This window comes from Kiritimatiellaceae bacterium (assembly GCA_013141415.1).
In the GTDB taxonomy this organism is placed as follows: domain Bacteria; phylum Verrucomicrobiota; class Kiritimatiellia; order Kiritimatiellales; family Tichowtungiaceae; genus Tichowtungia.
Map to the genome: position 1 here is coordinate 253,391 of JABFQY010000003.1, position 13,493 is coordinate 266,883.

At 54.2% G+C, this 13,493-nt stretch carries 18 protein-coding genes; 14 read left to right on the forward strand and 4 right to left on the reverse strand.

Annotation, left to right across the window (positions count from 1 at the left end; translation table 11 throughout):
* Nucleotides 1–26: 26 nt before the first annotated feature.
* From HOO88_05335 to arsB, 7 genes are read left to right on the forward strand one after another with little or no spacing between them, the layout of a single operon-like run.
* A complete protein-coding gene (locus tag HOO88_05335; GenBank protein ID NOU36171.1) occupies nt 27–353 on the forward strand; it encodes a metalloregulator ArsR/SmtB family transcription factor in 327 nt (108 codons plus the stop codon).
* Nucleotides 269–1,381, forward strand: coding sequence for a permease (locus HOO88_05340; protein ID NOU36172.1), 1,113 nt, complete (start codon nt 269–271; stop codon nt 1,379–1,381). Before HOO88_05335 ends, HOO88_05340 begins: the two co-directional genes overlap by 85 nt.
* Before the next feature lie 17 nt (nt 1,382–1,398).
* A complete protein-coding gene (locus HOO88_05345; protein ID NOU36173.1) occupies nt 1,399–1,629 on the forward strand; it encodes a thioredoxin family protein in 231 nt (76 codons plus the stop codon).
* Complete coding sequence (locus HOO88_05350; protein ID NOU36174.1) at nt 1,626–2,069, forward strand: thioredoxin family protein; 444 nt, start codon at nt 1,626–1,628, stop codon at nt 2,067–2,069. Before HOO88_05345 ends, HOO88_05350 begins: the two co-directional genes overlap by 4 nt.
* Complete coding sequence (locus HOO88_05355; protein ID NOU36175.1) at nt 2,066–2,764, forward strand: cytochrome C biogenesis protein; 699 nt, start codon at nt 2,066–2,068, stop codon at nt 2,762–2,764. The genes HOO88_05350 and HOO88_05355 overlap by 4 nt, the downstream gene beginning before the upstream one ends.
* Nucleotides 2,765–2,776: 12 nt before the next feature.
* A complete protein-coding gene (locus HOO88_05360) occupies nt 2,777–3,208 on the forward strand; it encodes an arsenate reductase ArsC (protein ID NOU36176.1) in 432 nt (143 codons plus the stop codon).
* An 11-nt stretch (nt 3,209–3,219) separates the two neighbouring features.
* Nucleotides 3,220–4,266 (forward strand): ACR3 family arsenite efflux transporter, encoded by a 1,047-nt coding sequence (gene arsB, locus HOO88_05365; GenBank protein NOU36177.1) that lies wholly within the window; start codon nt 3,220–3,222, stop codon nt 4,264–4,266.
* Between the two features lie 144 nt (nt 4,267–4,410).
* Here arsB and HOO88_05370 read toward each other — a convergent pair whose 3' ends face one another.
* Both HOO88_05370 and folD read right to left on the reverse strand, forming a co-directional pair.
* On the reverse strand, nt 4,411–5,535 hold the full coding sequence (locus HOO88_05370) for a YjgP/YjgQ family permease (GenBank protein ID NOU36178.1): 1,125 nt from the start codon (nt 5,533–5,535) through the stop codon (nt 4,411–4,413).
* Nucleotides 5,536–5,539: 4 nt separating this feature from the next.
* Entirely contained in the window at nt 5,540–6,427 is an 888-nt protein-coding gene (gene folD / locus HOO88_05375; protein NOU36179.1) for a bifunctional methylenetetrahydrofolate dehydrogenase/methenyltetrahydrofolate cyclohydrolase FolD, read from the reverse strand.
* A 132-nt stretch (nt 6,428–6,559) separates the two neighbouring features.
* On the opposite strand from folD, the gene HOO88_05380 reads away from it, so the two are divergent.
* A complete protein-coding gene (locus tag HOO88_05380) occupies nt 6,560–6,856 on the forward strand; it encodes a YggU family protein (GenBank protein NOU36180.1) in 297 nt (98 codons plus the stop codon).
* Here the strand turns inward: HOO88_05380 and HOO88_05385 are convergent.
* Entirely contained in the window at nt 6,828–7,562 is a 735-nt protein-coding gene (locus tag HOO88_05385) for an LOG family protein (protein NOU36181.1), read from the reverse strand. The two genes, HOO88_05380 and HOO88_05385, sit on opposite strands and share 29 nt — an antisense overlap.
* Before the next feature lie 14 nt (nt 7,563–7,576).
* The gene (locus HOO88_05390; protein ID NOU36182.1) at nt 7,577–8,086 is read right to left on the reverse strand and encodes a YfcE family phosphodiesterase; all 510 of its coding nucleotides are present in this window, start codon (nt 8,084–8,086) and stop codon (nt 7,577–7,579) included.
* Between the two features lie 88 nt (nt 8,087–8,174).
* On the opposite strand from HOO88_05390, the gene HOO88_05395 reads away from it, so the two are divergent.
* From HOO88_05395 to HOO88_05420, 6 genes are read left to right on the forward strand one after another with little or no spacing between them, the layout of a single operon-like run.
* Complete coding sequence (locus tag HOO88_05395) at nt 8,175–9,227, forward strand: N-acetyl-gamma-glutamyl-phosphate reductase (protein ID NOU36183.1); 1,053 nt, start codon at nt 8,175–8,177, stop codon at nt 9,225–9,227.
* Nucleotides 9,224–9,448, forward strand: a complete 225-nt coding sequence (locus HOO88_05400; GenBank protein NOU36184.1) for a DUF454 family protein — start codon at nt 9,224–9,226, stop codon at nt 9,446–9,448. The genes HOO88_05395 and HOO88_05400 overlap by 4 nt, the downstream gene beginning before the upstream one ends.
* Nucleotides 9,449–9,505: 57 nt before the next feature.
* Nucleotides 9,506–10,924: a hypothetical protein gene (locus HOO88_05405; protein ID NOU36185.1), complete on the forward strand. Its 1,419-nt coding sequence runs from the start codon at nt 9,506–9,508 to the stop codon at nt 10,922–10,924.
* Nucleotides 10,925–10,932: 8 nt separating this feature from the next.
* Nucleotides 10,933–12,102, forward strand: a complete 1,170-nt coding sequence (locus tag HOO88_05410) for a glycosyltransferase family 4 protein (protein NOU36186.1) — start codon at nt 10,933–10,935, stop codon at nt 12,100–12,102.
* Nucleotides 12,093–12,926, forward strand: coding sequence for an AAA family ATPase (locus tag HOO88_05415; GenBank protein NOU36187.1), 834 nt, complete (start codon nt 12,093–12,095; stop codon nt 12,924–12,926). The genes HOO88_05410 and HOO88_05415 overlap by 10 nt, the downstream gene beginning before the upstream one ends.
* Nucleotides 12,923–13,492 carry a GspB domain-containing protein gene (locus HOO88_05420; GenBank protein NOU36188.1) on the forward strand — a complete coding sequence of 190 codons (570 nt, stop codon included), beginning with the start codon at nt 12,923–12,925 and terminating at the stop codon, nt 13,490–13,492. Before HOO88_05415 ends, HOO88_05420 begins: the two co-directional genes overlap by 4 nt.
* Nucleotide 13,493: the final 1 nt, after the last annotated feature.

Sequence of the window (13,493 nt, forward strand, 5' to 3'; positions counted from 1 at the left end):
GCCAAACGACTAAGTATAAGGGTGGTATGAATACACCCTTGGATGTCATGAAAGCCCTTTCTGACCGCAACCGTCTCCGGGTCGTTGCGGCGCTGATGAATCACGAAGAACTCTGCGCCTGCCACATCATCGAACTCCTGAAGGTGACCGGTGCCACGGCATCGCGTCACATGGGACTGCTGATCCAATCCGGTCTGGTTCAAAGCCGCAAGGCCGGAAGGTGGGTTCATTACCGGCTGACCGCCGACTTCCCTGCCCCGCTTTTCCAATGGCTAAAAACCGAATTGCAAAACGATCCCGGCATCAAAGCAGACCGCCGGGCGCTGATCAAAATCACCGCCTGCAAACATTAAAAAGGGTGAATGTGAACGTCTGGAGGAACTATCTGGCTTGGAGTATCGCAGGAATCGCGGCTTGGTGGCTGGCATACCAAAGTCTGGCGCCGCTCGCGGCGTGGTTCACCTATTCACTGCTCGGCATGGCGCACGGCTCGCGTCTCGCCGCCGCGGTGGAGTTTTTCGTTTATGAAGCGCCGAAGGTTTTGATGCTGCTGGTGCTGGTCGTGTTCGGCGTCGGTATTGTGCGCTCATTTTTTACGCCGGAACGGACGCGGCGGATTCTTTCCGGTAAACGCGAGGTTACCGGCAATGTGCTGGCCGCACTGCTGGGCATTGTCACGCCGTTCTGTTCCTGTTCGGCGGTGCCGCTGTTTATCGGCTTTGTCACCACCGGCGTGCCGCTGGGGGTGACACTTTCTTTTCTGATTTCGGCGCCAATGGTGAATGAAATCGCGCTGGTTCTGCTGTTTGGACTGTTCGGCTGGAAGGTCGCGGCGATCTATCTGGCAACCGGCGTGGGCATCGCGATAGTTTCCGGCTGGGTGATCGGGCGGTTGCGGTTGGAAAAATACGTCGAGGAGTGGGTTTACCAAACGCCAACCGGAAGCGGTGCGGTGGATGCAGAACTGGATTGGCCTGCGCGCATCCGGCTCGGTCTTGATGCCGTCAAAGACATTGTGGGCCGCGTGTGGATTTATGTACTGATCGGTATCGGCATCGGCGCGGGCATTCACGGCTACGTGCCGCAGAATTTTATGGCTTCCATCATGGGCAAATCGTGGTGGTCGGTGCCGCTGGCCGTACTCATCGGCGTGCCGATGTACTCAAATGCCGCCGGAATTATTCCGATTGTGCAGGCGCTGCTTGGCAAAGGTGCCGCGCTCGGAACCGTTCTGGCGTTTATGATGGCGGTAATCGGCCTTTCCCTTCCGGAGGCGATCATTCTCCGCAAGGTACTGAAGCCGCGACTGCTGGCGGTTTTCTTTGCGGTCGTGGCGGCGGGCATCATGCTCGTCGGCTATTTATTTAATCTCATCATGTAAGTGAAGGAGACCGAACCATGAAGATTCAGATTTTAGGAACAGGCTGTCCGAAGTGTAAAAAACTCGCACAGCACGCCGAAGAGGCGGTCAAGGCGCTTGGCCTCGACGCAGAGATCGAAAAGGTCACGCAGATTAATGACATCTTGAAATTCGGCGTGATGAGTACTCCGGCGGTAGCGATCGATGGCGCAGTGAAGTCTGTAGGTAAATTACTATCGGTTGAAGAAATGAAAGGATTGCTGAAATGAAGATATGGCAGAAACTTTTGATTGTGATCGCACTGATCGGCGCGGTGGCCTTTGTGATAGAACACAAAAAACAGCAAGGCTTTTCCTGCGCGGGCGGTGTTTGCACCCCGCCGCCGCGCGATGCCGCTAAACCGGTCGCCGCAGAAACTTCGGCACAAAAACCCCTGCCCCGCCTCGTTGATCTGGGCGCCGGTCAATGCGTTCCCTGTAAAATGATGGTGCCGATCCTTGATGAACTGAAAACAACCTTCGCCGGAAAGCTGGAGGTCGTATTCATTGACGTCTGGGAAAATAAGCAGGCCGGTGAACAATACGGCATCCGCATGATCCCGACGCAGATTTTCTATGATGCCGGCGGCAAGGAACTCTTCCGCCACGAAGGTTTCTTTTCCAAAGAAGACATCCTCGCCAAGTGGAAAGAACTGGGAGTCAGTCTATGAACGAATTATTTAATCAGTTGACCCGTGCCGTCGAAGGCTCGCCGTTGATTGCGCTGAGCGCCGCGCTGATCTGGGGCATTCTAAGTGTTCTGCTCAGTCCCTGCCATCTCGCGTCCATTCCACTGATTGTCGGCTTCATTAACGGGCAAGGGCGTATTTCCACCAGGCGGGCCTTTTCAATTTCCCTGTTGTTTGCCGCCGGCATACTGGTAACCATCACAATCATCGGCGGACTGACCGCCGCCGCCGGACGGATTATGGGAAACATCGGGCCGTATGCAAATTATGGTATCGCCGTTGTTTTCTTTGCCGTCGGCCTGCACATGCTGGGCGTAATTTCAATGCCGGGAAGCGGCCCCGGTCAGGTCAAAACGAAACAGCGCGGTGCGCTGGCGGCTTTTGTCCTCGGACTGCTCTTCGGCATTGCGCTCGGCCCCTGCATTTTTGCTTTTATGGCACCGCTGCTCGGCCTCGTCTTTAAGACCGGAGCCGAAAGGCCGGTTTATGCAGCAAGCCTCCTGCTCCTTTACGGTGTCGGGTATTGCTCCGTTATTGTATTGGCCGGAACCTTCACGGAAGTCGTTCAGCACTATTTAAACTGGAGCGAAAAATCAAAGGGTTCGCTCATCCTGAAAAAAATCTGCGGCCTGCTGGTACTGCTGGGCGGCCTCTACTTGATTTATACCGCCGGTTAAACGGAGCGAGTCATGAAAAAACTAAAGATACTTTTCCTATGCACCGGCAACTCCTGCCGGAGTCAGATGGCCGAAGGCTGGGCGCGGGCGCTGAAAAGCGATGTGATCGAGGCCTGGTCGGCCGGTATCGAAACCCATGGACTCAATCCGAATGCCGTCAAGGTTATGGCTGAGGCGGGCGTGGATATTTCCGGACACAAATCGGAAAACGTGGCCGACCTGCTGCACATTCCGTTCGATTATGTCATCACCGTCTGCGGCCACGCCAACGAGCACTGCCCGCTCTTTCCCGGTAAAGCAAAAGTCATTCACGTCGGATTTGATGATCCGCCGAAACTCGCCGCGCAGGTAACCGGAGAAGAAGAAAAACTGAACTGCTACTGCCGTGTGCGGGATGAAATTAAAGCATTTATTAAAACCCTGCCGGAAGGATTGGAAAAATGAACACTGGAATTATGAACCGTCTCTCGTTCCTTGACCGGTTCTTAACGCTGTGGATTTTTCTGGCGATGAGTGTCGGCGTGCTGCTCGGTTATTTTGTTCCGGAGTTCGGCAACTGGATCGGCTCGCTGCGACCGACAGGAACGCAGACCAGCATACCGATTGCCATCGGCCTCGTTCTGATGATGTATCCGCCGCTGGCGAAGGTGAAGTATGAGGAACTGGGCGATGTCTTCCGCGACCGCAAAATTCTCGGACTGAGTCTGCTTCAGAACTGGGTCGTCGGCCCGATTCTTATGACGGCGCTGGCCGTTGTATTCCTGCATGACCGGCCCGAGTTTATGATCGGACTGATTATGATCGGACTGGCGCGCTGCATTGCGATGGTCATCGTGTGGAATGATCTGGCGAAAGGCGATGCGGAATATTGCGCGGGGCTGGTGGCGTTCAATTCGATTTTCCAAGTGTTTTTCTACAGTCTCTACGCCTGGCTGTTCGTCACAAAACTTCCGCCTTTGCTCGGACTCTCCGGCGCGGTGGTGAATGTGACGATCCGGCAGATTGCAGTGAGTGTATTCATCTATTTGGGTATTCCGTTTATTGCCGGAATGCTCACCCGCTTCTTTTTGGTGAAAGCGAAAGGCAAGGAATGGTACCACGCGAAATTTATTCCGAGGATTTCTCCGATCACACTGATCGCCCTGCTTTTTACCATCGTGGTGATGTTTTCCATGCAGGGTCAGAAAATTATCGCCAGACCCGGCGACGTATTTCTGATTGCCGTGCCTTTGCTGATTTATTTCGCGGTGATGTTTCTGGTGAGTTTCTGGATGAGCGCCAAAGCGGGTGCCGATTACGCCAAAGCAGCAACCCTCTCCTTCACGGCATCCGGCAATAATTTCGAACTGGCGATTGCCGTTGCGGTGGGCGTATTCGGAATTAATCACGGCGCGGCATTTGCCGCCGTGATCGGGCCGCTGGTGGAAGTCCCGGTATTAATCGGACTGGTGAACGTGGCGCTTTATTTCCGTAAAAGATATTTCGGAATCCCGCAGGTTTAGAGCATGTAACGATTTAAGCGCCGCAAAAGGTAAAGCCGGAACTTAGGGCGTATTCGCCCGTATATCCGGCTTCTTAGCGCTAATAGCCGGATCCACGGCTTCGCCTGAGTTCCGGCTATACCGGCAACTCAATCGCGACATGCTCTAACTGGAACGCTTAATCAGCCAGATTCCGGAGAGCTGCGCGGCGATCAGCGGAATCCACAGAATCAGATTCGGGTGAAGTGCCGGATACTCAGCCAGCGCTTTGGCGACCACGATGAAAAGATAGTAGGCAAAGACAATCACCAGACTGAGCACCATGCCGATAGAGGTTTCTTTGCGATGTGATTTAACGCCGAGCGGAATGCCGATCAGCATAAAACTGAAACAGCCGATTGCAATGGAAACGCGCTGGTTCGCTTCTACGATCAGCTTGGTCTTTTCAATCAGCCGGTCCGCCGCTGAAATCATCGGAAAGTCGCGCTCTACGTTGCGAATGCGGTCAATCAGCTCACCCATCCGCATCTGCCCGCGCTTCTTCACGGTCGGCTTACCCTTCAGCACTTTTTCAAAATCGAGTTTGATCGGATAATACTGGGCATTGACATACGTAGTTTTGGAAACGTCGTGCGGATCTTTGGCGTCCGGAACTTCAATGCGCACATCGTAAAGCTTAACCGTCAGCAGACGGTTCGTATTATCCGCCGCAATATCCCCGTTTTTGGCGCGCACACTGCGTTTGATGGAGCCCTGTTTATCCAGTTCATAGGCGACCACATCTTTGACCACCGTGCCGTTTTTCCGTCCGACATAAATCATCAGGCCGGGAAAATCACGAATGAACCGCCCTTCTTCAAGCAGATTGATCGGTTCCTCTACCCCCGCCGTCCGCAGCAGTTCACGGTTGGCATACTTGGCGGCGGGCGACACTTCGCAATTGATGTAGATGCAAACAAAGCTAAGCAGGATCGAAAGCAGAATCAGCGGAGAAGTCAGCCGCCATAGACTGATTCCGCAGCTTTTCATTGCGCTGATCTCGCTATCCATCGAAAGCCGGCCGAACAGCAGGAGCGCGGCAAACAGCGTGCTGATCGGCATAGAGAACGAAAGGATGTATGGAATATTCAACAGAAAAAACTTCACGATCAGCGCCGGAGAAATGCCGCGCGCCATCAAGTCAACCGCCTTGATCAGCGCACCGGCCGTCATCACAAACGTAATGAGGCCCAGCGCGCCCAGAAAAATCACCAGATAATCCAGAACGATATAGCGGTTGAGTGTGCGCATAAGTTTACTTTGCCCCATGACGGCGAATGGCCGATTCAACCGTGTTCGCCAAAAGCATGGTAATCGTCATCGGGCCGACGCCGCCCGGCACCGGCGTAATGGCCGAGGCCTTTTCAGACACGGCGGCATAATCCACGTCGCCTTTCAGGCGGAATCCGGCTTTCGCCGTGGCATCCGTCACGCGGTTGACGCCGACATCAATCACGACTGCGCCGGGCTTCACCATGTCGGCGGTTACCGTGTTCGGACGTCCGACAGCGGCGACGATAATGTCGGCCTGACGGGTCAGTTCCGCCATATTCTTTGTGCGGGTGTGGCACATCGTCACGGTCGCGTCGCCCAGCTCGCTCTTCTGGCTGAGCAGATTAACCAGCGGACGGCCCACGATATTGCTCCGACCGATCACCACCACATGCGCACCGGACGTTTTGATGCCGGAGCGTTTTAGAATTTGGAGAACGCCGTGCGGCGTGCAGGGAAGAAACGCTGGCAAGCCAAGCATCATACGGCCCACGTTAACCGGATGAAATCCGTCCACGTCTTTGTTCGGATCAATCGCTTCAATCACCGACTGTTCCATTGAGGAATCCGGCAGCGGAAGCTGAACAAGAATCCCGTCGATCTGCTTGTCGGCGTTGAACGCTTTAACCACATCCAGAATTTCTTTATGCGAAGCGGTGGCAGGCAGTTTGATCTCGCGGGAATACAGACCGGTCTCTTCGCAGGCTTTTTCTTTGGCCGTCACGTAAGAACGCGATGCCGGGTCGTCTCCCACCAGCAGAACGCCGAGGCCGGGCACAATTCCCTGCTTCTTCAGTTCCGCCACACGGGCTTTAAGTTCGGCGCGGATATCCTGCGCAATCGCTTTACCGTCTAAAATCTTTGCGGCCATTCACTACTCCTGTTCAAATTGTGCGATGGAATCTAACCGCGGATGAACACGGATGCACGCGGATAATTCAACTGGAGTTGAGAAATTGGCATTGGACATTGGGTTGTTGAGCATTGAATATTGCTTATTGATATGGACTGGATTCGAGAAACATCTAAAGGAGTGCTGCTGCCCGTCCGGGCGGTGCCGCGCGCCTCGAAAAACGAGATTCAGGGGATTCACGGCGACGCCCTGAAAGTCCGCTTACAGGCACCGCCGGTCGAAGGCAAAGCCAATGCGGCGCTCATCCGCTTCCTCAGTGATGCTTTGGACATTCCCCGCTCACAGTTCTCCATCGCCTCCGGCGAAACCGGACGGAACAAAGCCGTTCTGGTTGCCGGAATATCAAAAGAAGAGCTGATCAACTTGCTGAAGCATAAAATGCAGTGATGGCTTTCCACGCCGCTTCGGCGGTGTCGCAGAAGGTGAGCAGATCAAGATCGGTCGGGCCGATGAGTCCATATTCGGCCATGTAATCCCAGTCCACGATCCGTTTCCAATGTTCGGTGCCGAAAAGAATCACCGGCATCGGCGGAATCTTACCGGTTTGAATCAGGGTCAGCGCTTCGAACAGTTCATCAAACGTGCCAAAGCCGCCGGGGAAAATACAAACTGCTTTGGCGCGCAGAAGGAAATGCATTTTCCGCATGCTGAAATAGTGGAACTGGAAACAAAGCTCTTCGGTGACATATGGGTTAGGCTCCTGTTCGTGCGGCAGGGTGATGTTAAGCGAAACGGATTTGCAGCCGACCTCTTTGGCACCGCGATTACCAGCCTCCATAACGCCACCGCCGCCGCCGGTGATGATGACGTATTCACACTTACGGTTGGTCTGGCAGGTGGTACTGACGATCCGCGCCAGTTTACGCGCTTCTTCATAGAACGGCGTCAGCTCGGCCAGCTTCAGGTTTTCACATGCGTTCGCATCTTCCGGCGCCGGAATCCGCGCACTGCCGAAAAGCACAATCGTGGATTTAATCTTCTCTTTTTCCATCATCACTTCCGGATGAAGATATTCGAGCTGAAGCCGCACCGGACGGCAATGTTCGCTGCATAAAAACGGGATATTCTCATAGGCTTTCGGCGGGCTTTTCATTGGGGTTCTCCAGTCTATTCGTTCCGGCGGATACTGAAAAAGGTGACGGCGTCATCAATGAGGTCAAGGACGGCGCAGGACGGATGCATTCCCCGTCCGGCGGCACCCGGATTCACCATGCGCGTCCGGGCATGTTTTTTGTCGTGGCAGACGTGGGTGTGGCCGAATAAAACGTAGTCATAGTTCTGGGATTCGACCGTTTCAAAAAGCCGCTGTTCATCGTCGCTGTGCAGCATGGCAATTTTCCGTCCGGCCAAATTCAATTCGCCGAAACGTCCAAGCAGGTTGACACCGATGTTGTCAGGAAAAAACCGGAGGTCGGTGTGGCTGTCGGTGTTGCCAAGCACGACGTAAAGCGGAATATCGATTTCCTGAAAAAGTGCGGCCATCTCGGTGAGAACCATTTCGGAGCCGACATCGCCGCAGTGGACAACCGCCTCAATCCCGCGGAAGATAAATTCGCGGGCGGCGGCCAAAGCCAAATCCACCTGACCGTGCGTATCGGATATGATGCCGATTTTCAACCGCTGTCCCCTCTCTTTAGTTCTTGGCACTGCAACCGCAGTGTTTATATTAGCGGGAATCGCAACCAAGGCGAGCGGAGATTTCAAAATGAAGAGTGTAAAAGTTGTCGGTGCGGGCGGGTACGGCGGAGTAGGAATCACAGAACTGCTTCTGCAGCATCCCGAGTTCAAAATTGACTGTCTGGTGGCGGCCACCGAAACCGGTATGAAGATGAGCGATCTTTATCCCCACCTGAAAGGCTTTTGCGACGAACTGATCCGGACGCCGGACGACCCGAAGGCGCAGGAAGCCTATGACGCGGTATTTTTCTCCACGCCGGACGGAGTCGGTATGCAGACGGCCGCCGCTGAACTGGCCAAAGGCGCGCATGTGGTGGACTACAGCGGCGACTTCCGGTTTACCACGCCGGAAAAATACAGCGCTTACGCGACGTTCATCGGAAAAAATCCTGTCCATGCCGCACCGGAACTGCTTCCGCAAACGGTGTACGGACTTTCCGAACTGCACCCGTTCGGCAAAAAGCAAAAACTGGCCGGTAATCCCGGATGCTTCGCTGTGAGCTGTATCCTCGGCCTTGCACCGGCGGCGGCTGGAAAACTGATTGATCCGAAGAGTGTCATCTGTGACTGCAAAACCGGCGTCTCCGGCGCAGGCAAAAAACCGGCGGCTACATTCCATTATCCGGCGCGGTACGAGCAGATCAACGCCTACAAGCTGGCCGGACACCAGCACATGGTTGAAATCGAGCAGGAACTGAGCGCGCTGGCGGGCGAAACCATCCGGATCACCATGACGGCGCAGGTTCTGCCTCTCTGCCGGGGAATTCTTTCCTGTCTTTATGCCAATCTGAACGAAACCATGAGCGCAAAACAGCTGATGGAAGCCTACAAAGCGTTCTATGCCGACAAGCCGTTCGTACGGATTTTCGATAATAAGGCCAACATCGGCACCGCGCAGGTCAGCGGAACCAACTTCTGCAACCTGATCGTGGATGTGGATGAAAGGAATAACCGGTTACGGGTAATCTCGCACATTGACAACCTGATGAAAGGTCAGGCCGGTAATGCGCTTCAGAACATGAACCTGATGTTCGGTTTTGATCCAATGCTCGGACTCAACTTCCCCGGACGCTGTCCGTGATCAAAACCATCCATCGGGGACTATGGCTGGCGGCAGGTTTAATTTTCGTACTTCTGGGGATAATCGGCCTGATGCTTCCCGTAGTTCCGCAGATTCCGTTCTTCCTTGCAGCGGTCCTCTGCTTCATGCGCTGTTCGGGACGGTTTAGCAACTGGATGGAAAAGAAACCGTGGTTTGTCCGCTTTCGCGCCCGTTTTCCGAAAAAAGAGGTTCGCAGCTAAGTCTGCGCTGAAAGCCGTTGTCGGCGCAGATTTCTTCCGCTAGACTGCCCGCGTTTTATGGATCCGAAACTACTACTCTTTTCTACTGCGTTTCTACTCGGGATACCTGCGCTGATCCTGACCGGTCTGGCCGTCCGCCCGTTCCGGAAAGTATTAATGTTTCTGATGTGCTTCGCACTGTGCTATCCGGAAACATTTTCAATCAACTTCATGTCACGCGAGTCCTACCGTATGGCCACCCGAGGATTCGAACTGGGGCTGTTTGACATGTGCACGATTGCACTTTTTTTCATTATGGTGCTGCAGCCCCGCGGACACCGCTTCCGCTGGTTTCCGCCGCTAACCATCGCTTACGGAATCTATATTTTATTCGCCGTATTTTCCTGGATACAGGCTCCCGGAAGCATCCCAGTACCGGGTGACGTTTATGCCGCGAATACGGCCGGCGGCTATGAATTCTACACCAAATTTGAAACCAGCCTCTATCCGCTGTTCGAGCTTAGTAAAATCGTTCGCGGCGGTTTTGCCTATCTGGTGATTGTCAACTTCCTGCGGGATGAAGAGCAGTTCCGCACCCTGCTCGGCGCCCTGCTTGTCGTCGCTTTTGTTATTACAATCGAAGCGCTGATCAGCCGCTACATCCGGGGACACCATCGAATTTCCTCAACGCTCGGCCATCCGAACAGTCTGGGTACGTTCATGGGAATGATGGGCACGCTCATGTTTGGTGTCGCTCTTTTCCGGACCACTTTTTTCTCCAGCGGAACCTTCGCCATCGCCACGGCCGCCTCGATCATTTGTGTTCTGCTGACCATTTCGCGCGGCGCGCTTTCCTCGCTGGTGCTGGGACTCTGGCTGGATGTTTCATCGCTCTTTCACCGCTATCTCAATCTGAAAAACTTCACCATTCTGTTTATCGGCGCCCTTGTCGTTCTCGGACTTTTCTTTAGGGCAGCCGACACGCTCTCGGCCCGTTTCCTTGTGCAGCAGGACGCCGTTTCCGACATTGAATACCGCGGGCTTTATAATGAGGAAGCCCGCCTGATGTCACGTGACCATCTTTTTGGCGTCGGCCTCGGAAACTTTTCCACCTACTCCTGGCTGAAATACGGACGGGCTGTCGGTCTCAACGAATACGGAACTCCGGCGCACAATCTCTGGTATCTCACTCTCGGCGAACTGGGTGTCCCCGGCCTGCTGGCTTTTATCTTTTTCTGGCTCCGCTTCTACTCCATCGGCCTGCCATTCCTGTTCCGCCGCCGCACCGCCCTGATTTACGCAATAGCCGCTTCGGCCACCGCCGCCAGTATGATCGGCCATATTCAGAACATGCTCCAGCTCTCGTACCGCCAGACGTCCATCTATATGTTCAATCAGATATTAATCGCTATGGTTGTTGCCGCCTGGTACATCGACCGCGATACCCGCCGTGCGGAACGTGACGCCCGCCGTCTGGCCCGTTCACGAACAGTCTGATAAACGCCATGACCGACCGTAAAAAAATTGTCTGCTACGACGACAACCCCGATTACGGCGGACATCAGATTATGGCCTGTCTCGCTGTTGAAGGGCTCGCTAAATCCGCTGCATGGCAACCGACATTCTTTTGCAGCCCGACGAACATTCGGCTCAACAAGCGACTCAAGGAAATCCAGACCGGTACCGGCAACCTTGAAATCTGCGAAACACCGTTCACCACCCGAAAGCTGCAGGGATTACGCAATCGTTTCGCCGTAAAAACGATTGGCGCCCTGCGCGAACGGCTCGAAGCCAAAAATCCAGATGTGCTTCTCTGTGTACAGGGAGAAATCGAAGACGGATCCCTTGCCTTATGCGCCGCAGAAAAAATGGCCGCGCCGTGTATCAGCTATATTCCTGTTCCGCACCGCATGGCACTCATGGGTGCAAAACTCGGCGCAGTGCGCGACATGCTGAATGCGTACCTTTTCAAAAAACCGGATGGATGGATCACCATCAGCGGCTCGATGAAAGCACTGCTTGAAGAACGCGGCGCAACTGCACCGATCGAAGTGGTTCATAACGGCATTAATATGAAACGCTTCACGCCGCGTGACAAAACCGCCGCACGTGCGGCGCTTGGACTTCCGCTGGAAAAAACCATCCTTGGCACAATCGGTCGCATTGAATTCAACCAGAAACAGCAGACCTTCCTTGTCCGCACATTTTTCGATCATTTCCAAAACAGTCCGTCGATGCATTTAGTCATCATTGGCGACGGCCCCGACCGCGGACGGCTCGAAGCGCTGATCGGCGAACTGGGTCTGCATAAACAAGTCACCCTGCTCCCGTGGCAATCCGACAGTTCCATTGTTTACAGTGCGCTTGATCTTTTGATTATTCCGTCGCGTTTCGAAGGCGTCCCGCTTGTCATGCTCGAAGCGCTCGCCTGCGGTACGCCGGTTATCGGCAGTGCCCGCGACGGCATGAAAGATTTGCTTCCCGCCAGCTGGACCTTTGAACACGGGAACAGTACTGCGCTGGCCGATGTCATCAAATACGTTGTAAAAGACTGGAAAGAGGAACTGCCCGCTCTGCAAACCAGAGTGCGCAATGAATACACCGTCGAAAAATTTCAGCAGAATTTTGAAGCGGCGCTCAACCATTTCCTTATAATGGGCCGCCGATGTACCTAGACTTTTTCCAGCTTAAAGAATTTCCGTTCAACGTGACGCCTGATCCGCGGTTCCTTTTCTTTTCTGAACGCCACCGCGAAGCCTTCGACTCCCTGCTCTACGGTGTTGAGCACCGCAAAGGGTTTATTGTCCTCACCGGCGAAGTCGGCTGCGGAAAAACCACCATCTGCCGCTCGGTACTGAATAACCTGCCCGGCACCACTCACTCGGCGTTCATTCTCAACCCTTCAATTACGGCCGCCCAGCTTGTCCGATCCATCCTTCTCGACCTGAATATTGAGCCGAAAGGCGGCGACAAACTGGTACACATCACCCAGCTAAACCGCTTCCTGCTCCAATGCCTGGAAAAAGGCGAAAATGTCGCCGTCATTATCGATGAGTCCCAGAATCTCGACCCGCAACTGATGGAGCAGGTGCGAATGCTCTCCAATCTGGAAACGGATCAGCACAAACTCATGCAGATTATCCTTTCCGGCCAGCCGGAACTCAAAGAGCGGATGCGTCAGCCCGGCCTGCGCCAGCTCCGTCAGCGCGTTATGGTGCACTGCGACCTCGAACCGCTCAGCGTGGTTGAAACCGCTCTCTATATCCAGCATCGCCTGAAAGTTGCCGGAGCGGCTGACCCCGGCGGCATATTCCACGGTGCTTCGATTGAGCAGATTCACGGTCGAGCAGGCGGGATTCCTCGCCAGATCAACACCATCTGCGACCGTTCACTTCTTTCGGCCTACGTCCGCAAAGATCATCAGGTCACGACTCAGGATATCGCAACGGCTCTGACAGAGCTTGCATCATTAATTGGATTTCAGGGAGATTCACAATGAGTTTGATTCAAGATGCACTGAGACGGAAATTGGAAGAAACTCCGGTTCCTGATATTCATTCGCCAGTCACCCCCCCGTCCGGTGAAAAAGGCCCGAAAATGCCGCAGGTCTTTCTCCTGCTGATTTTACTCGCCGTATTCCTTGCCGCACCAATCGGTTACAGCCTCTATCTGATAAAACAAAAGCCGCTGAATCTGCCGCTGATTGGAAAAAAAACGCACCCTGTTGCTGCCCCTGCTGTTTCTGAACCGGTTGTCGCACCGGCGCCGGTAATTGAAGCTTCTGCTCCGGTTACACCGCCGGTTCAAGCCGTTGAGACGGTAAAGGTTGAAATAGTTGTCGAACCGGTAAAAAAAGAAGAGCCGGTTCCGGAAATCAAACCGGCGTGGCCCGGATTGAAACTGACCGGTATCGCCTCCAGCGGCAGCCAGCGTATCGCGATCATCAATGGAAAAATGCTCACCGTCGGCAGAACGGTCAGCGAAGTGACCGTTCGTGAAGTGCACGAAACCGATGTCGTCGTGGAATTTTCCGGCGAGCGTCGCGTCCTGCATGTGGACGAATAGC